An 18614-nucleotide genomic window follows, 5' to 3' on the forward strand; every position below is an offset into this window, starting at 1 on the left:
TAAACACTATATATTATTGTTTTTTATTTGTCACATGAGTCTCTTTAGCATACTAATTGTATATTATGTGTTTTTCTTCAAAAATCCCTATAAACTTTTAATAATAGATATTAAATATTTAAAAACTCTACAAGATACACAATAGTAATTTAAATAATTATTATAGAATATTATTTAATAGATATTTTTTCTTCTGTTAATTTCTTTTCAAACAACTCCAATAATTGGTTTCGCAACTCCGGACGCTTTAACGCGTACTCAATTGTCGTTTCTATAAAACCAAACTTTTCTCCTACATCAAATCTTTGTCCATCAAACTCATAAGCATACACAGATTGTATTTCATTTAACTTTTGTATGGCGTCAGTCAACTGGATTTCTCCGCCTGCACCTAATTGATGCTCTCCCAAGTATTCAAAAATTTCCGGTGTGAGAATATAACGGCCCATAATGGCATAATTCGATGGTGCAGTTCCAGCTGTCGGTTTTTCGACGAACTTATTTACTCTAATCAATTTTCCCTCAACCGAAATAGGATCAATAATGCCATAACGTTCTGTATCTTTATCGGCTACTTCTTGCACACCTATGACACTCTTCCCGGTCTTCTCATGCTGGTTCATCAATTGAGCTAAACATGGCTCATCGTTTTCAACGATGTCATCACCCAGTAAGACAGCGAAAGGTTCGTTGCCAATAAACTTACGCGCTGACCATATCGCATGGCCCAAACCAAGCGGCTGCTTCTGGCGAATAAAATGGATTTCTACTTTAGAAGTCTCTAAAACAGAATTTAGCATCTCTTTTTTCCCTTTTTTCATTAATGTATCTTCCAGTTCAAACGCATGATCGAAGTGGTCTTCGATGGCGCGTTTACCTTTCCCTGTCACGATGATAATATCTTCTATGCCAGAAGCAATGGCTTCTTCGATAATATATTGAATCGTTGGTTTGTCGACGATCGGTAACATTTCTTTTGGCATCGCTTTTGTTGCTGGGAGGAATCGCGTTCCGAGTCCAGCAGCAGGAATAATAGCTTTTTTCACTCTCATCTTTGCACCTACTTAAATTTTTGGCCTTAATAGCAAGGCTTGTTTTTTGTAAAATAATTGAATAGCGTATTTCAAAAAAGATTATGTTCTTCTATAGTATTCACAGTACCAATCTGTGAACTTCTGAAGACCTTCTTCAATCGAGGTTTTTGGTTTAAAATCAATCGCTTGTTCTAATAACTTAGTCGAAGCATAGGTCGCTGGAACGTCACCCGGTTTGATTGGTTCAAACTTCTTCCTAAACTCAATTGTTCTTCCTAAACTATTGCTTAAACATTTCTCCAGTGACTCAATAAACACCATCAACTTTTCAGGTTTACTATTTCCGATATTAAAGATTTTATGGGGCACTTCACCCGTTTCCCCCGGCGGATTGGACAAGAGCCTTTGAATACCTTCTACAATGTCATCGATATAAGTAAAGTCACGGTACAAATCATTTTCAAAATCACCATTGTTGAAAATTTTAATTTCTTCATCCGCAAATAATTTGTTTGTGAACCCAAAATACGCCATATCAGGACGTCCCATTGGACCATATACTGTAAAGAAGCGAAGTCCCGATGCTGGAATTTTGTATAAATGACTGTAAGTATGTGCCATCAATTCATTTGACTTTTTAGTAGAGGCATACAATGAAACTGGATTATCTACAAAGTCTGTCTCCTCAAAAGGCACTTTTTTATTTGCTCCATAAACTGAACTTGATGAAGCATACAATAAGTGATCAACTGGATAATGACGACAAGCTTCTAGGATGTTATAAAATCCAATGACATTGCTTTGAATATAGACATCGGGATTTTCAATTGAGTACCTGACACCAGCTTGAGCTGCCAAATTCACAATAATATTCGGCTTATACTGCTCGAATAGGGAGCTTACTAGTTCTTTATCAGAAATATCGCCTTTAATAAAATCGAAGTTTTCATTTGATTCTAGCTGGTGTAAACGGTCATACTTTAACTTTATATCATAATATTCGTTAAGATTATCGATACCAACTACTTTACAGCCAGACTCCAACAATCGTTTCGAAAGATAGTAACCAATAAATCCAGCAGCGCCGGTAATAAAATATACTTTACTAGAATCTAGCGGCTTGTAATTCAAGCTTTCTCAACTCCTTAAGTCCGTCTTTATTTGCTGGAGCTCTACCGACTGAATAATACTCTACTCCAGCTTGTTCCATTTCTTCAACGCTATGAAGATTACGCCCATCATATACCAAAGGAGTTCTCATTAATTTCTTATAGACCTGGGCATCAATTGCTTTTACTTCTCCCCACTCAGTGAAAATGAAACAAACATTTGCACCTTCTATAGCTTCTTCAATATTAGATACATATTTTATGCTACCTTTTCTACTTTTCCCTTCTGGAAAAACCTTAGCAAAATTTCCTGCACCTATCGGATCATATGCATAAATGTCAGCTCCCTGATTCAAAAGTAATGGTACATTTTCGAGTGATGGGGCTTCTCTTAAGTCATCTGTTCCCGGCTTAAAGGTTAGACCTAGAATAGCTACTTTTAAGCCGTTAAATGTAATTAGACGATTACTCGCTTTCTTATACATTAAAGTCTTTTGATCTTTGTTTACATTAATTGCAGCTTTAACTGTTTTCAAGTCATAACCATTTTGTGTTGCCAAGTATTCAAGTGCCTTCGTATCTTTAGGGAAGCAAGATCCACCGTAGCCAATACCTGCATTTAAAAATTTGCTGCCAATACGATCATCAAAGCTCATTCCTTTAGCTACGTCCTGAACATCTGCCCCGACTAGCTCACATAGATTTGCTATATCATTCATATAAGAAATTTTCAACGCAAGAAAATCATTAGATGCATATTTAATCATTTCTGCAGACTTTCTATTTACCGATACGACAGGTAATTTAAATGGCTCATAAATTTTTTGCAAAAGATTTTCTGCCCAACTGCTTTGAGTTCCGATAATGATTCTTTTCGCATTTAAAGTATCATGTACTGCAGATCCCTGTGCCAAGAACTCCGGATTAGAAGCTACTTCTACTCTTACATCATTAATTAAGAAATCATGGATAAATTGTTCAACCTTATCATTTGTACCAACTGGGACGGTAGATTTCACAACTACTAGACAATCTTTTTCAATTGTTTCGGCAATTTGTCTAGCGACAGTCGCTATGTATGAAAGGTTTGCAGATCCATCTTCATTTTCAGGAGTTCCTACACCAATAAAAACTGCATCTGCATCTTTATAAGCTGATTCATAATCATTAGTGTACTCTAATCTTCCTGCTTTATAATTTTTCTTCATGAGATCTTCTAAACCTGTTTCATATATTGGAGATACTCCTGATTTCATAAGATCTACTTTAGTTTTGTCAATATCAACGCAAACTACTTTATGTCCTCTTTCAGCAAAACAAACTCCTGCAACTAAGCCTACATATCCGGTTCCTGCTACTGCTATCTTAAACATATTTACACCTTCCTTATCTCTAAATTAATTATTCTGTAATTCACTTTTACAAAATCAACTTAAAATAATACAAGAACATAGAAATACAAACATTAACTCAAGTAATTATATATACACCTGAATAAAGTTGAAAAAGCTAAAATTATACAAACATTTTTTAAAATATTCGAAAAGTAAATCATTTTAGGTACATTTAAAACCTTAAACAAGTAAGTGAAATATACTATTTGAATTAAAATAAAAATACTTGACATTATCAATAATGAGATATAAACACTATTGAAAATATATTTTCCAACTATTAAAGAAAATATTAAACCTGTTATTTGGAAGGTATTTGCAATTAGCGTATATTTTTGCTTATTTAGAGTAATTGCAAGCCCTTGTACTGAATCTTGTAAAAATACAAAAAAGTATTGAAGAGCTAATATTCTTACGAAATTCCCAGAAACTTCCCATTCTTTCCCCAAAAAGATAATTACTATAATATCTCCAAAAGCTATTAATAAAGTGATTGGAATAATAGACAACTTCATTGCTCTTTTTATATTTTTTAAAACATAAGCGCCAATTTCTTTTGATTGTCTATGCATATCAGAAACTACTTGAAAAAATACTCTTCCGATTGCTTTTGCAATTAAAATAATAGGCATTTGAAGAATTCTTAAAGTAATTGCATAATAGCCTAAAATTTCAGGTCCCCATAATACTTTGATTAACAGGGTTGGACTTTGGCTTTTTAAATTATTTGTTAAATTTGTAGGTACTTGATAAAAAATAAATTTCTTGTTGCTGTAAATGATTTTAAAAACTTCTTTCACATTAAAAACAAACAGCCCTCTTGGTAAATTTTTCTTCATATGAATTAAAGTTATTAGTGAGCCCAATAAATGAGCTATATAAAATCCATATTGTATAAAACCCATATATCCAAAAATAATACCACTGATGCCATAAACACTGTAATTCAAAACCGGATTTTTCATTAGTGCATTATATTCTTGATTTCTGTTTAACCATGTGTAACAAATTTGTACTTGTTGAGACAAAAATGCTGAGAAGAAAAGAATCCAATAGAATACATAAGGACTCAAGGCTATATCATTAAAAATTATAAAGTAAACAACTGTTACAATTAATGAAAAAAGAGTACTTATGATAAATGAAATTGTAGAAATAACTTTGTAGTATTTTTTTAGCTTTTCTTCTTTTTCAATCATTATTAAATTAGACATTCCGAGATCTGAGAAAGAATTAATAATAATAGATAAAGCATAAATAAAAGCCCATATACCAAATATCTCTGCTCCATAGATACGAGTAAGAATTGGCAAAGTGATTAATGATATTATATGCCCCATCATTGTTCCCGAAGAAATTTTGGCAATATTTTTTTTATTTTTTGAAAAACTTGTTTTTAAATTTATTTTTTTCATAAATTGCTTCTCTCAGTTTTTTATTTAACTTGATGTATATTTATTACTGTGGTATTAAAAAATTTTAACTTTGCTTAATTTAGATAGGTATTTTGTTTTTAAATTTTCATACGTTGTATAAGATTGAAGATTTTTGTATAATCTTTATGTTTTATGTTTTATCTTCATATATTTTAAGTAAGTTTTCTACACTGACGTCTATATCATATTTGTATTTTTTCAGAGCATTTTCTCTCAAAAACCAATCAATTTCTTCTTTACCGATTAACTCTTTTATTTTCGCGATCCATTTACTTTTACTATCGGAATCGAGATCTAATCTATTTAATAAACCAATATTTAAATCTGCTTCAATTGGTACATTTTTGGAAATAAGGCTTGGAACTCCGGCAGCTTGAGCTTCAACTAATACTATGCCTAGACCTTCGTAAAGCGATGGAAAAATAAATAAATCAATTGCCGTCATAAATTGAGGTATGTCATTTCTTAATCCTAAAAAATGTACTTTATCACTTAAATTTTTCTCTAATACCATTTCTTTAATACTTTCAATTTCTTCTCCTTCTCCAACCAGCACTAAATGAGCTCTAGATTCTTCTTTAGAATAATTCGAAAATATATCTATAATAAAAGAATGATTTTTTTGTTTTGTAAATCTACCAACATGTCCTATAAGAATACTGTCTTTAGGAAGGTTTAGCTCTTCTAAAAGATATCTTGTGTTCCTTTTTATTTCTTTAAATTTTGCAAGGTCAATAGCATTTGGAAATAAACTAGACTTTCCATGTTGATAAGATGTCTTTCCAAAAACATATTCGCAAGCTTGCTTAGAACAACCTATTAAATGTGTTGCATTTCTTTTTATTTTTTTTCTCATTATAAGTTTATAAATTTTCCTTGGAAGAGCATTGTTTCTACTATCATTTGTATTATGACTATGAGCGATTCTGATAGGAACGTTATTTTTCTTTGCAATATCCAAAACGGTTCCACTAAAGAAAAGAACATGGCTATGTACAACATCATAGGGTCCATATTTTTCTAAAGTATTTTTTAAACTAATTTTGTAATCCTTGATCCCTTTATTTGGTTTTGGGTGACTTATTATTCTTCCGCCCATTTTTATTATTTCATTATCATAAAAACTTTTCTCAGTGGTTTGTACAGCAAAATCAAACTGTACTTTATCTTTATCAATATGCCTATATAAATTCATAATTAATGTTTCTAAACCTGCCGCGTTCATAGCTCCTACCACATGTAGAACTTTAATTTTTTTTGGAGAGACTATTCTCGACAAAATTTAACAACTCCTTCTTTTTGCAGACTATTTTATTTATAGTCTCTTCATTTAATTTAAAGTCTTCATTAAGATTTTTTTCAATTTTTTGTACAACTTTTTCTACTTCATCTTTACAATCTATTAAATAATTATTCAATCCCAATTCTTCAAAAATGCTTTTCAACTTTGGATCCCACATAATTCCGTAAGTGTGTTTGTAATAGGAGACAGATGGCAAACATGCATGTAACCTTTGAGCCACAATAACATCTTGATTCTCAATAGTTTTGATAAGATTTCTATAATCGCTAAGATACTCAGAAAAAGAAATACCTTCGATTTCCTCTAAATTCTTCTTAATATACTGCTCAACAAAGCCATTATCAGTGGTTGCTCCATTTGTGAAAATATTTACTTCATAATTCAATTTTACTAACTCTTTTGCTAACTTTGACCACCAAATAGCAGAATCTGTTCTACTCCAAGAAATATTACTGTGTCTTTTCATTTCATTGGGATCCATAATTCCTAGACCGATTTTCTTTTTACCTACTTTATATTGAGTTGGAGGATATATCTCTTTTACATATAACGCTGGATCGGTCAAAGCTATAATTTTTTGCTGGATGTTAGGATTAATAGATATTAAAAATTTTTTTGAATCATTGTCCCTTACCGATATGTATGAAGCATAATTAAGTACTTCCCCTAATAGCTTTCTTGCTTTATAACTCCAGGGTCCTTTAGCACCAACAAAAGCAAAAATAATTGGTATATTATTCTTACGAGCTTCCTTATATATCGTATAAATACCTATTGGAAAGTTTCCGTAGTTATCAATTAAAAGGTGCCCACCTCCTATTACAATTATGTGTGATTCAGAAACTTGTTTGGTCAACGCTTCTTTTAAAATATAATTTTTTCTATAGTAATTACTGACTTTTATATATCTTATAGAATTAGGAATTATTTTCTTAAAAATCTTATCCGAAGTAAGATTTACTGTAGCTTTTTTTTTTGATTCTACTATTTCTCCAACAGTAAAATCAAAATTGGTAATTACATATTTTTTATCAGCTTTATTAATTATATAATTTAAAGATTCAGCTATAATTCTATCGCCTAAATTTCCAGAGTTCGCTACTCCACAAACTAAGATTCTTTCCAATTAAAACATCTCCTTTGTCAAATAAATTTACTAGAAATTAAATATTTAAATTTAGTGAATATATTTTATTCACCAAAAAATATTTTATAAGGTAACATATATGAGCCTCTAAATGATTCACCAAAATATGCTGAATAACTATATAGTAAACAATACGAAACTATTAATATAAAAACTAAAAACTTCAATTCTCTTTCTTTACACATTTTTATCAAACTCGGAAATAAAAATACAATACTCAAATTTACGTACCAAACCATTCTTCCTATTCCAATAATTGGTGCAAAAATCTCAGTAATTACTTTAATAACAAATAGAAAAAAATAAAATCGGTAATTCCTATTATTTTTAATAGATTTATTAAAAAATATTAAAAATACAAGCAGTAAAGGTAATGAAGAAACAAAGCTTGTTCCAATTATCCCAGACGAAGCAATGTAACCTTGATATCGATCTGCAGTTATAAATGGGAAAACCAAATATTTAATGACAAAGAAACTTACTGGTATCATTAAAACTATTTTTAAGATATTATTTCTTTTAAATACATTTTGATTATTTTTACTTAGAAAAAGAAGTATGAAGGAAAATAGGGCAGAGTAATGAAACATAGTTGCAATTCCTACAAAAATAATGAATTTTTTTTTATCATTTTCTATTATATATCTATAAGCAAAAGCAATAATAGAAACTGCAATCCCCATTCGCAAGATTCCAAAGTAGTAAAAGTATTGCGTAGTCGCAAAAATAAATATAACCAAAGCAAAACTTATGTTGTTAATTTCATAGCTCATCGCTTTATAAAAAAAACAAATTGTTATAGTAGCTGTTAGTATAAAAAGCCACTGAAAGTCCCCTAAAAAATATGAGATTTTATAAAGTACATAGAATCCTGGTTCTGTAATATTAGATCCATAATATTGAAAAATATTAGTGCTATTAGCATTAATATATCCATTTAAATAACTGTATCCATCTACACCTATACTGACATCTCGAAAACCCATAATAAATATTAAGGGAAGCATTGACATAAATATAAATATAGGCTGTGGTTTATCGCTTTTTTTAAATTTTTGAGCAAGGAAAGCAAAGAACACTGACAATACAACTGCTGATATGTAAATTAAGTATGAAATAGTCACTTATATAACTCCTTAAACTTCTCTTAAACTAGTAAGGCAAATTTTTATAGAATCTGTCGTTGCATGTAAAGGATATGCACTACAAAAATTTTTGTTTTTATTTATGTTTGTAATTTAAATTGCTCAAAAAATCCCTTTCTTTTTTCTTCTATCTTAACTGCTTCATACTTGTTAGCTTCTGAAAAATTTTTATTGGCTTGCGAAACTAATTCTTCCTTACTGATAGATAATAGAATTTCACAAATTTCTTCAATATTATTTTTTTTGTTGCTAAATATATATTTTTTCTCAATTAGTTCTGGAATTCCAGCAGTATTTGCACCAAAGGCTGGTAAAGCTCTACTCATAGCTTCTACTAATGATCTAGGTAAACCCTCTTGTCTACTTGGTTGTGTATAAATATCTATAGTCTCTAGCCAATTAAAAATTTCTTTATGAGGTTTACTTCCAAGAAATTGCACAGAATTTTCCACGTTGTATTTCTTCGCCAATTTTTTAAGATAGTGATTATTACCTCCTCCAACTAACTGATATTCAAATATATTTTTGTTATTTTTTTCTAATTCCCCCAACGCTTTGATTATATATTGTTGCCCTTTGTATTTAACATCTATTGCTGCAGTCGTTCCTATAATAATTTTTTGTTTTTGATTCATTTCATTAATCTTTTTTAACCTTTTCTCTAATATTTCACTGTTAAATTTTTGCAAAGCGACATTAGAACAACTGATGTTTTTCCCGAAGGTAGGGTATCTTTTTTGCAAAAAATTATTAGTTACATAAACAACGTATGGAGCTTTTTTCACTCGCTTTTTTGTGGCTAGATACATAGAAGGGGCTACTATTTTCCCTACAATACTATGGTTCCAGAATGCATCCCATGGGCAAGCTACTAATTCAACTAAGTAAGGTATTTTATTTTTCTTTGCATAATCGATTGCAATGAATCCTATTATGCTGGGAAGTCTCGCTATTACGTAATCTGTATTTTTCACTTCATTTTCTATTATTCTTTTTGCTTTAATTTTATTAAGTATTCCTCCTTTTAAATTCGAGATATTCGGACATTGAATAACTCTAAAAGGAGATACTGAGATTTTTGACAATTGTTTTTCAGCTTCGCTTTTAGAAACATCTTTAACTCTTATAATTGCAGAAAGTTCGTTTCCAATATGATAATATCGCTTGAATGTTTTATCATTATGAGCAGTACCATAATAATTATTTTCCTCATCTTTTTTCAAGGGACCGTCATGACAAAATAATACTTTCATTCTTAAACCTCATTTCATTACTTTAAAGATTGTAGCTAAATTGTTCTCCTAAAGTAATATCGAATTTCTCTGGGGTATACTGGACATATCCAGACCACGGATAAAATGTTAATTCTCCGAAATAAACCCTATTATTTACCCAGTATAAATCTACTCTAACAAAAGGAAAATCAGCAGCCAATTTATTGGCAATGATGAGCATCTCACTAAGTCCTTCAGGTTTGGAAACTACATCCCCAAAATTTGGATGGTCTGTAACTACATCGATAAAATTCCATTCTATATCATATATATTTCTTTTATGATCTATTTGACGATCAACGTCAAATACTATATATTTTGCTTTACCATTAAAACACATAAATTTATAATCGTTTATTCCCTCAAACAAATTACCTTTATCTTCTAAAAATTTTTCTATTATTATCTTCGGAACTAAATCTTTATATGACCATTCTCTTCCAACTGTAAAACTATCTCTTTTCAACCACAAATCTAAAGTTTTTATTACTTTTTCTCTGTCGAGTTCCGCTTTATTATTGCATAAAATATTTGTGCCACTTCCATTTGTTGTCTTAATGACAAATTTATTAGGTAATGCATCAAAGTCAATTTGATCTGTGTTGTCAAAAACTCCGTACAGTCTATTAAGTATATTATTAAGTCCTTTACTATTGATGTACTCCCGTACTTCATATTTATCTGCACATTTTTTCATTAAAGGATTTCTATAATATGCTTTATACCACTGTATCTTTTCAGTCCATCGTTTAGGTTTTTTTAGGTTTAACTTTCTTTTCAATTTTAATCTATACTGAATTTTTAACATAGTAGAATCTGGAAGAAATCTTAAAATATTTAAAATTTTAAATCTTAGTTCTTTATTTTTTATAATTGCTTTATAATTCATTAATTATTAATCCCCAGCTTTTTTATTTCTCTAAGGTAAGCTTTAACCACTAAATCTCTATCGAATTCTTCTTCAATTTTTTTCCTACCGTAAAGCCCCATTTTTCTTTTGGAATCAATATCTAAACTCAAAAAAGCTTCTATTTTTTCTATTAAATCTTCACTATTTTTTTGTTCAACGATAAATCCATTTCTTCCACTTTCAACTATTTCTTTACAACCACTTCTATTCGTTGTAATTATAGGACGACCGCTGGCAGCACTCTCTAACAAAACATTGGACATACCTTCAGGATAATAAGTGGGGTGAATAGTACAGTGTGAATTTTGGTGAAACTTCTGAACATCCTTTTGCATTCCATGATATTCAATTATACCTTCTTGATGCATTTCTTTTAACTTATCTTCATAGTCTTGTTCACATGCGCCTAAAACATGAAATGAAGTTTCGGGATATTTTTCTTTTATAAATTTTGCGGCGTCTAAATATTGATCTATTCCTTTTTCTTTCATAACGCGTGCAATAAACAAAAAATTGATGGTGATGTTTGAAGGATAATTCAACAAAGAATACTCATTGAGATTCACTCCTGAACCTGGTATTAGCGCATAGGGTCCCTTTATTACGTTATTTCTCAATAAAAATTTTTCATTTTCTTTATTTTGTATAAAGACACAACTTGCTTTTTTCAGAGCAATTTTATTTAAAAATAAAGTTATTTTTTGTAAAACTCCACCATTTTCAACAGCTGTCCCTAGTCCTGTGATATTTGCAATACAGGGTGTTTTGTTCATTCGACAGGCTATTCCACCATAAACATTTGGTTTAATAGTATACGTTAAAACAATATGCGGACAAATTTCCTTAAGAATTTTTCTATACTTTTTCAGTAATTTTAAATCAGTTAATGGATTAGTCCCTCTTCTATTAATAGGTGTTTCGATAAAGTAGCATCCTAGATTTTTTAATTGCGGAATATATTTACCATTTGGCAAAGAGATATAGACATCATTCTCTTTAACTAATTCACTTAAAAGTTCTTTCCTAAATTTATACAAACCTATATCATTATTAGCTAAAATCAAAATTTTCGCCATCTTTAATTCTCCTTGCTGGAATACCAATATAAACTCCAGGCTCATTAATATCTTTTATTACTACAGATCCAGCTCCCAAAATAGTGTTTTTTATTATTTTCACATTGTTACTAACAATACTGCCTATTCCCAACCAAGAACCATGTCCTATTTTCACTGTACCAGCTATATGGACTCCTGGAGAGATATGTACAAAGTTTTCAATTAAATTATCATGATCTACAGTAGAGCCTGTATTTATAATACTCCCCTTCCCAATAACAGTTGAAGAATTTATGACACTTCCCGCCATTATGACCGTACCTTTACTAATTTCTACATCTTTCCCAATAATAGCTTGAGGATGGATTAGCACTGGTATAGTAGCAGCTTGAGCCTCTAATTTTAGTTGTATTGTTTCTCTTAAAGAATTTTTGCCTATAGCTACAAACATATCCCAATCATCGATACAGGTATGCATATCTTTTAAAGTTCCAACAACATCAAGACCTAGAGATACTTTTAAACTTTCATCATCATCGAGAAAAGCAATACGTTGCCATTTATTTAATTTAAAGGCTATATCAGCTACAACTTTCCCATGACCGCTAGCACCTATTATAAGTAATTTGTTTTTCTTGATTTCATTCATTTTTATCAGTACCTTTAAAAGCTTCCATAGTAGCAGCTGTATCTGAACTAATTCCTTCTCGTATAAACACTTTTTTCAATGTAAGAAATATAATTTTCCAATCACCTATGAAACTTACCTGTTTAACATACTCTATGTCGAGTTTGAACTTATCTTCCCAGCTGATAGCATTTCTTCCATTTACCTGAGCCAATCCTGATAACCCTGGTCTAACATCATGACGATGCTTTTGCTGTTCAGTGTATAAAGATAAATACTCTACCAGTAATGGTCTTGGTCCAATTATAGACATATCCCCTTTAAGAATATTTAGTAGACCAGGTAATTCATCTAAAGACGTAGATCTTAAGAATCGACCAAACTTAGTTAATCGAATATTGTCTGGTAATAAATTCCCTTCATTATCTTTTTCGTCAGTCATCGAACGGAATTTAAACATAGAAAAAATTTTTTCATTCAATCCTGGACGCTGTTGTTTAAACAAAACGGGACTTCCTAACTTTGCTCGAACCAATATGGCGACTACTAAAAATACTGGACTAAGCACGATAATTGCTATTAAAGAAAGAATTAAGTCCATTGGCCTCTTAATGAATCGTTTGTATAATCCATCTTTAGGTTTATTCATACTTATTTCCACAACCCTCGAATAATCTCTACAACTCTTTCTAACTGCTCACCCGTAATTTTCGTATCACTAGGCAAACAGACCCCATTTTCAAACAACTTCTCAGAAACGTCAGTACCCACAAAATCATATTTTTCAAAGAAAGGTTGCATATGCATTGGCTTCCAGACAGGACGAGATTCAATATTTTCTTTTTCTAAAGCATCCATTACTTCAACCGGGCGAATCTTACCCGTCAACGTCATAGCACTCAACCAATAGTTTGGTTTGTCCCATTCATTATTAGGCATGAACTCTATGCCTTCCAGATCGTTCAAGTGGTCTTTGTAAAAATTATAGATGTGATTTTTCGTAGCCACTCGGTTATTTAAGACTTTTAGCTGTCCTCTTCCAATTCCAGCCACTACATTACTCATACGATAATTGAAACCTAATTCACTATGTTGATAATGTCTAGCTTGATCTCTTGACTGTGTAGCCCAAAATCTAGCTTTTGCAATTCGTTCTTCACTGTTAGAAATAAGCATACCACCACCTGAAGTAGTGATAATTTTATTTCCATTAAAAGAAAAGATTCCATAATCACCAAAAGTCCCTGTGTGCTGACCTTTATAATAAGTTCCTAACGATTCTGCTGCATCTTCGATCAATGCGACATTATATTTTTTACAAAGTGCTACAATTTTGTCCATATCTGCAGATAGTCCATATAGGTGAACTAATAGTACAGCTTTCGCTTGTGGATATTTTTTAAAAGCCTCTTCTAAAGCTTTTGGAGACATGTTCCATGTTTCATAATCACTATCGATAAAAACTGGAGTCGCATTTTGATAAATGATTGGGTTTGCAGTTGCTGAAAACGTTAATGTAGAACAAAAAACGATATCATCTTTTTCAACACCTGCCGCTTTTAGCGCTAAGTGTATAGCTGCAGTTCCTGATGATAATGCAGCTGCGGCTTTTGAACCAACTTTAGCTGCTAGTTCGTCTTCAAACCCATTAACGTTTGTTCCTAAGGGCGCAATCCAGTTTGTATCAAATGCTTCTTTTACAAATTCTTGTTCATAGCCTTCATCACTCATATGAGGAGATGAAAGGTAAATTCGTTCTAACATTTAAATTGCACCCTTCCATGACTTATCAATATTCTGGACTGTATTAATTACTAACTTTCAGTAATTCTTTGTTTTTCAAATCAATATTTTTTCGATTAGCTAGCCCAATCAAAACTTCTTTAACTTCATCATTTGGCATCTCAGGTAGTTTCTCCAAAAGATACGTCAATTCACCTTCACTAACTGGGTTTGCCTTACCAATATATATCTTCGGAAACACTTGATCTGTCTGAATTTCATTATCATTCAATAACTCTTCAAACAACTTTTCACCTGGACGAATACCAGAGAAGTTAATCCCGATTTCACCTTCTGAATATCCTGACAAACGAATTAAGTTCTGTGCCAAATCAACAATCTTAACAGGCTCTCCCATATCCAAGACAAACACTTCTCCACCTTCAGCTAATGTTCCAGCTTGAATGACTAATCGAGAAGCTTCTGGTATGGTCATGAAATAACGCGTCATACGCGGATCTGTTACGGTAATTGGCCCACCTGCTGCAATTTGTTTCTTAAATAATGGAATAACCGACCCACGTGAACCTAGTACGTTTCCAAAGCGCACAGCTGCAAATTTTGTATCGCTACGTATTGCTAAGTTTTGAACAATCATTTCAGCAAAACGTTTAGTAGCCCCCATTACGTTCGGCGGGTTTACTGCTTTATCAGTAGATACCATGACAAAGTTGCCTACACCGTTCATATGTGCTGCTTCTGCAACATTTTTCGTTCCATATACATTATTTTTAACAGCTTCCATCGGATTTCTTTCCATAAGAGGTACGTGTTTATGAGCCGCAGCATGATAAACAACATCTGGTTTGTATGTACTCATAATGTCCATCATTCTTTTACGGTCTTGTACATCGGCAATAATCGGAATAATCTCTGTGTCAGGTGCAATTTTTTGACGTAGTTCCATATCTATCAAGTAAATCGAGTTTTCACCATGTCCTAAAAGCAATAACTTTTTCGGACCAAAGCGCGCGATTTGGCGTGCGATTTCGGAACCGATTGATCCGCCAGCTCCCGTTACCAGAATTGTTTTACTCGTCAATTGGTTGGCGATTTTGTTCATATCGAGCTTGACTTCGTCGCGACCTAGTAAGTCTTCAATTTTGACATCTTGAATGTCTGTTACTGATACTTTACCGGTCATGATGTCTTCGATAAGTGGAATGGTCTGAGTCCGGATGCCAGAGTCCATACAAGTTTTGATGAGCTCAGCAGTTTCTTGCTTGCCGAGTGAGGGGATGGCAATGATGATTGTGTCGATCCGATTGTCTTTAGCGATAGTCGCTACATCTTGTGTGTTGCCGTGGACAACCCGAACGCCGTAAATATCGAGGCCTTGTTTGTTTTTGTCATCGTCTACATATAATACTGGTAATAAGCCATTTTCAGGATTTGATAACAATTGACGCGCTACGAGGCTTCCTGCTTTCCCTGCCCCAATGATTAGCGTGCGTTTTAGTTCAGAATCCTTGTGGCTATTTCTTTTATCCCGTAGCATCCGCCATGACAGACGCGAACCACCTATTAATAGAAGGTGAAGCATCCACGTAATGATTAGTGCACGGAACAATACATCGCCTCTATAGGCGTATTGCACGATACCGATAACAACAATCGACCAAGTAACTGCTTTAAAAATCGAGGTTAGTTCCCCGATTGAGGCATACTCCCAAACTTTCCGGTATAAGCCGTAGTACATTGCTAGCGCATGATGTGCGATAAAAATAGTTAGCGCACTTGCTAGGAGAAACTGGTTCTGCATCACATCGTTATACGGGTAGAGCACATAATAGCCGACAAAAATAGAAAAGAATACGATGAGTGAGTCGACAGCTAGTAATAATGAAACACGGTTTTTTAATGACAAGAGGATCAGTCCTTTCGTTATCCAGTACTTTTGACTTAACTGGGCAAAAATCTTCCCTCATTCTAACATACTATTAACTGGAAATGAAAGGATTTTTTAAACAAAAAAATACTTTTTTATTATTAATCAAGTAAAAATATTCCACCATTTCCCCTTTGGGATGTCTTCTGGCTCTAATACGTGGAAATGTTCATTCAGTATAATGCGCTCGTTGTTTTCAAGGAAAATGTCGACCATATCATGTCGATTCTTTTTCTCTAAGTAATCGAGTCCTTCGTTAAAAAGGAATGGTCGTTTATCTATGCTATGAACATCTGATCCATATACATGGATTAAATTCGCATCAATCAAGTTCATCGCCGTACGTTGAATAGCTTTTCCAAAACCGCCTGACACCGAGCCTGCAGTGACTTGGGCCATGGCGCCGTGAAGCAAAAGCTTTTTCAAGCGTTCTGGTTTTTCAATGATGCCTTGGTTACGTTCTGCGTGGGCAATGATTGGTACATAGTTTTTCGTAATTAATTGCTGAATAATTGGTACGGTGTATGCTGGAATTCCAGAAGAAGGCAATTCTAAAAGTACATAGCGCGAACCCGCTAACGTTAAGGCTTCTTGTGCAGCTAGTTTTTCTGGTAACTTTTCGCTCAGACGGCATTCTTGTCCGCTATAAATGGTTAAGGGAAGCTGCTCTTCTGCGATATAGCTATTCACAAGTTCTAATTGTCTATTTAATGCCGCAAGATTGGTTTGAAAGTTTGGATGAAAAGCGTGAGGAGTTGCAATAATTCCCGTTAATTGTTCCTCTATTGCTTTTTCTAATAGCCGTTTAGTTTGCTCCATTGTTTCTGCACCATCGTCAAGTCCAGGCAAAATATGAGCATGTGTGTCAATCATCGTTTCGTCCTCCTTTGGTGCTTGAAAAAAAGTAAAAAGGGCGTGCCCTTTTTACTCTGCGTTTCCGTAATATTGATAATAGTAACTATCTTTCGCTAATTCGTAGTTATTTAACACGGCACCAATCAAGCGGCTATTTGAAGATTCAATGGCTTCTTTTGCTTTTAACGCCATGTCTTTCTCCGTATTACCCGAGCTGACTACCAGTATTGTACCTTCACATTTGTTCGCCAAGATTTGTCCATCTGTTACCGACAAAACCGGTGGCGCATCGAAAATGATTAAGTCATACATATTTTTCAGTTGTTCGATTAATGTAGTCATTGCTCGTGATGCTAACAACTCTGCCGGATTTGGCGGAATCGGTCCACATGTCATTAAATCTAAACGATCAACGGCTGTTGGACGAATAACTTCTTGAATAGAGCTTTGACGTGTTAGGACACTCGATAAACCGATGGTATTCCCCATACGGAATGTATAATGAGTTGTTGGTTTACGCATATCACCATCAACTAATAAGACTTTCTTACCTTCTTGCGCAAATACTACGGCTAAGTTTGCTGAAGTCGTAGATTTTCCTTCTGATGGTGCAGCAGATGTAACAACTATTGTGCGGATTTCTGCGTCTGGTGATGAGAAATTGATATTTGTACGCAATGTACGGAATTGCTCGGACACAAACGAGCGAGGTGTTGTAAATGCAATGAGTTTACGTGCAGTTTCCTGCAGGACTTTTTTCTTTCTAGCCATTGCGTTATCCCGCCCTTCTCTTCGATGATGTAGTTTGTTCTAGTTTGGCTTCTTCTTTAATAGGAGAAATAACACCTAGTAAAGGAATGTCCAATATTTCTTCGATATCTTGTTGGTCTTTAATCGATGTATCTAAGTACTCGAGTAAGAACGCAATCCCCACTCCAAGCATCATTCCAATTACAGCGGCAATTGCCATATTTAACATCGGGTTAGGCGCTACCGGTGACGGATTTTCTTTTAATACAGCTGGAGACAAAATTGATACATTGTCTACATTCATCAATTCTTGAATCTCGCCTTCAAATACTTTCGCAGTTGTGTTGGCGATGTCTACTGCTAGTGCCGGGTTTTCATCTTGTACTGTGATGTCTACTACTTGAGAATTTTGAGCAGTAGCTACCGTAATCTTACTGTTAAGTTGTTCTACAGACATATCAAGATCAAGCTGACTTGAAACTTCATCTAATATAGCAGGACTTTTAATAATAACTGAATATGTATTGATCAATTGAAGATCGGTTTGAATGTTTTGGTTCGTTAATTGGGCAGCTTCCGATTGTTCTTGGTTAACCAAGATTTGTGTAGAAGTCTGATACATTGGTGTCAGGACTAAGAAAGATACTACGCCTGCAATGGTAATAGCTAAAATTGTCATAAGTGCGATTAACCCGGCCCGTTTTTTCAGGGTCTTAAAAAGGTCTTGTAAACTGATGGTTTCTTCCATTTAGTGATTATCTCCTTTTATTTCATATTCTTATCATTTTTGATCCATAAACAACATAAAATAGTATAGCATAGGAAAGAGTCAAAAGAACTTCCAATTTTAAAAAGTTTAGTAGGCTATTAGGATGATTTATGCTATCTTTATTTGTAAGTA

At 33.0% G+C, this 18614-nt stretch carries 17 protein-coding genes; all 17 read right to left on the minus strand.

Features of this window, described 5'->3' with window-relative positions; genetic code table 11:
• Window positions 1–170: 170 nt before the first annotated feature.
• The 17 genes from galU to BCM40_RS12705 all read right to left on the minus strand — a co-directional run bounded on the left by galU (window position 171) and on the right by BCM40_RS12705 (window position 18461).
• Window positions 171–1052, minus strand: coding sequence for a UTP--glucose-1-phosphate uridylyltransferase GalU (gene galU / locus BCM40_RS12625; RefSeq protein WP_065525597.1), 882 nt, complete (start codon window positions 1050–1052; stop codon window positions 171–173).
• An 81-nt stretch (window positions 1053–1133) separates the two neighbouring features.
• A complete protein-coding gene (locus BCM40_RS12630; protein ID WP_065525596.1) occupies window positions 1134–2165 on the minus strand; it encodes an SDR family NAD(P)-dependent oxidoreductase in 1032 nt (343 codons plus the stop codon).
• Window positions 2140–3516: a UDP-glucose dehydrogenase family protein gene (locus tag BCM40_RS12635; protein ID WP_065525595.1), complete on the minus strand. Its 1377-nt coding sequence runs from the start codon at window positions 3514–3516 to the stop codon at window positions 2140–2142. Before BCM40_RS12635 ends, BCM40_RS12630 begins: the two co-directional genes overlap by 26 nt.
• 92 nt (window positions 3517–3608) lie before the next feature.
• Window positions 3609–4952 carry an oligosaccharide flippase family protein gene (locus BCM40_RS12640; RefSeq protein ID WP_065525594.1) on the minus strand — a complete coding sequence of 448 codons (1344 nt, stop codon included), beginning with the start codon at window positions 4950–4952 and terminating at the stop codon, window positions 3609–3611.
• Window positions 4953–5103: 151 nt separating this feature from the next.
• Complete coding sequence (locus BCM40_RS12645) at window positions 5104–6252, minus strand: glycosyltransferase family 1 protein (RefSeq protein WP_083394520.1); 1149 nt, start codon at window positions 6250–6252, stop codon at window positions 5104–5106.
• Window positions 6221–7402, minus strand: coding sequence for a polysaccharide pyruvyl transferase family protein (locus BCM40_RS12650; protein ID WP_065525593.1), 1182 nt, complete (start codon window positions 7400–7402; stop codon window positions 6221–6223). Before BCM40_RS12650 ends, BCM40_RS12645 begins: the two co-directional genes overlap by 32 nt.
• A 65-nt stretch (window positions 7403–7467) precedes the next feature.
• Window positions 7468–8547, minus strand: a complete 1080-nt coding sequence (locus tag BCM40_RS12655; protein ID WP_065525592.1) for an EpsG family protein — start codon at window positions 8545–8547, stop codon at window positions 7468–7470.
• A 101-nt stretch (window positions 8548–8648) separates the two neighbouring features.
• Window positions 8649–9821 (minus strand): glycosyltransferase, encoded by a 1173-nt coding sequence (locus BCM40_RS12660; protein ID WP_065525591.1) that lies wholly within the window; start codon window positions 9819–9821, stop codon window positions 8649–8651.
• 22 nt (window positions 9822–9843) lie between these two features.
• Window positions 9844–10731, minus strand: coding sequence for an ATP-grasp fold amidoligase family protein (locus BCM40_RS12665; protein ID WP_083394521.1), 888 nt, complete (start codon window positions 10729–10731; stop codon window positions 9844–9846).
• Window positions 10731–11828, minus strand: coding sequence for a glycosyltransferase family 4 protein (locus tag BCM40_RS12670; protein WP_065525590.1), 1098 nt, complete (start codon window positions 11826–11828; stop codon window positions 10731–10733). Before BCM40_RS12670 ends, BCM40_RS12665 begins: the two co-directional genes overlap by 1 nt.
• Window positions 11803–12459 carry an acetyltransferase gene (locus BCM40_RS12675; RefSeq protein ID WP_065525589.1) on the minus strand — a complete coding sequence of 219 codons (657 nt, stop codon included), beginning with the start codon at window positions 12457–12459 and terminating at the stop codon, window positions 11803–11805. Before BCM40_RS12675 ends, BCM40_RS12670 begins: the two co-directional genes overlap by 26 nt.
• Window positions 12452–13087: a sugar transferase gene (locus BCM40_RS12680; protein WP_065525588.1), complete on the minus strand. Its 636-nt coding sequence runs from the start codon at window positions 13085–13087 to the stop codon at window positions 12452–12454. The genes BCM40_RS12675 and BCM40_RS12680 overlap by 8 nt, the downstream gene beginning before the upstream one ends.
• Window positions 13088–13089: 2 nt before the next feature.
• A complete protein-coding gene (locus tag BCM40_RS12685) occupies window positions 13090–14202 on the minus strand; it encodes a DegT/DnrJ/EryC1/StrS family aminotransferase (protein ID WP_065525587.1) in 1113 nt (370 codons plus the stop codon).
• Between the two features lie 43 nt (window positions 14203–14245).
• Window positions 14246–16087: a polysaccharide biosynthesis protein gene (locus BCM40_RS12690; protein ID WP_065525586.1), complete on the minus strand. Its 1842-nt coding sequence runs from the start codon at window positions 16085–16087 to the stop codon at window positions 14246–14248.
• Window positions 16088–16213: 126 nt separating this feature from the next.
• Entirely contained in the window at window positions 16214–16981 is a 768-nt protein-coding gene (locus BCM40_RS12695; protein WP_065525585.1) for a tyrosine-protein phosphatase, read from the minus strand.
• Between the two features lie 51 nt (window positions 16982–17032).
• Entirely contained in the window at window positions 17033–17734 is a 702-nt protein-coding gene (locus BCM40_RS12700; RefSeq protein ID WP_065525584.1) for a CpsD/CapB family tyrosine-protein kinase, read from the minus strand.
• Window positions 17735–17738: 4 nt separating this feature from the next.
• A complete protein-coding gene (locus BCM40_RS12705) occupies window positions 17739–18461 on the minus strand; it encodes a YveK family protein (protein ID WP_065525583.1) in 723 nt (240 codons plus the stop codon).
• Window positions 18462–18614: the final 153 nt, after the last annotated feature.

The sequence above is a fragment of the Planococcus donghaensis genome (assembly GCF_001687665.2).
Taxonomy (GTDB): Bacteria; Bacillota; Bacilli; order Bacillales_A; family Planococcaceae; genus Planococcus; species Planococcus donghaensis.

Excerpts from the sequence above, each read along its gene's own strand:
- galU (WP_065525597.1), bottom strand. The coding sequence starts at position 1,052 with ATGAGAGTGAAAAAAGCTATTATTCCTGCTGCTGGACTCGGAACGCGA.
- BCM40_RS12635 (WP_065525595.1), bottom strand. The coding sequence starts at position 3,516 with ATGTTTAAGATAGCAGTAGCAGGAACCGGATATGTAGGCTTAGTTGCA.
- BCM40_RS12640 (WP_065525594.1), bottom strand. The coding sequence starts at position 4,952 with ATGAAAAAAATAAATTTAAAAACAAGTTTTTCAAAAAATAAAAAAAAT.
- BCM40_RS12660 (WP_065525591.1), bottom strand. The coding sequence starts at position 9,821 with ATGAAAGTATTATTTTGTCATGACGGTCCCTTGAAAAAAGATGAGGAA.
- BCM40_RS12665 (WP_083394521.1), bottom strand. The coding sequence starts at position 10,731 with ATGAATTATAAAGCAATTATAAAAAATAAAGAACTAAGATTTAAAATT.
- BCM40_RS12670 (WP_065525590.1), bottom strand. The coding sequence starts at position 11,828 with ATGGCGAAAATTTTGATTTTAGCTAATAATGATATAGGTTTGTATAAA.
- BCM40_RS12675 (WP_065525589.1), bottom strand. The coding sequence starts at position 12,459 with ATGAATGAAATCAAGAAAAACAAATTACTTATAATAGGTGCTAGCGGT.
- BCM40_RS12680 (WP_065525588.1), bottom strand. The coding sequence starts at position 13,087 with ATGAATAAACCTAAAGATGGATTATACAAACGATTCATTAAGAGGCCA.
- BCM40_RS12685 (WP_065525587.1), bottom strand. The coding sequence starts at position 14,202 with ATGTTAGAACGAATTTACCTTTCATCTCCTCATATGAGTGATGAAGGC.
- BCM40_RS12695 (WP_065525585.1), bottom strand. The coding sequence starts at position 16,981 with ATGATTGACACACATGCTCATATTTTGCCTGGACTTGACGATGGTGCA.
- BCM40_RS12700 (WP_065525584.1), bottom strand. The coding sequence starts at position 17,734 with ATGGCTAGAAAGAAAAAAGTCCTGCAGGAAACTGCACGTAAACTCATT.
- BCM40_RS12705 (WP_065525583.1), bottom strand. The coding sequence starts at position 18,461 with ATGGAAGAAACCATCAGTTTACAAGACCTTTTTAAGACCCTGAAAAAA.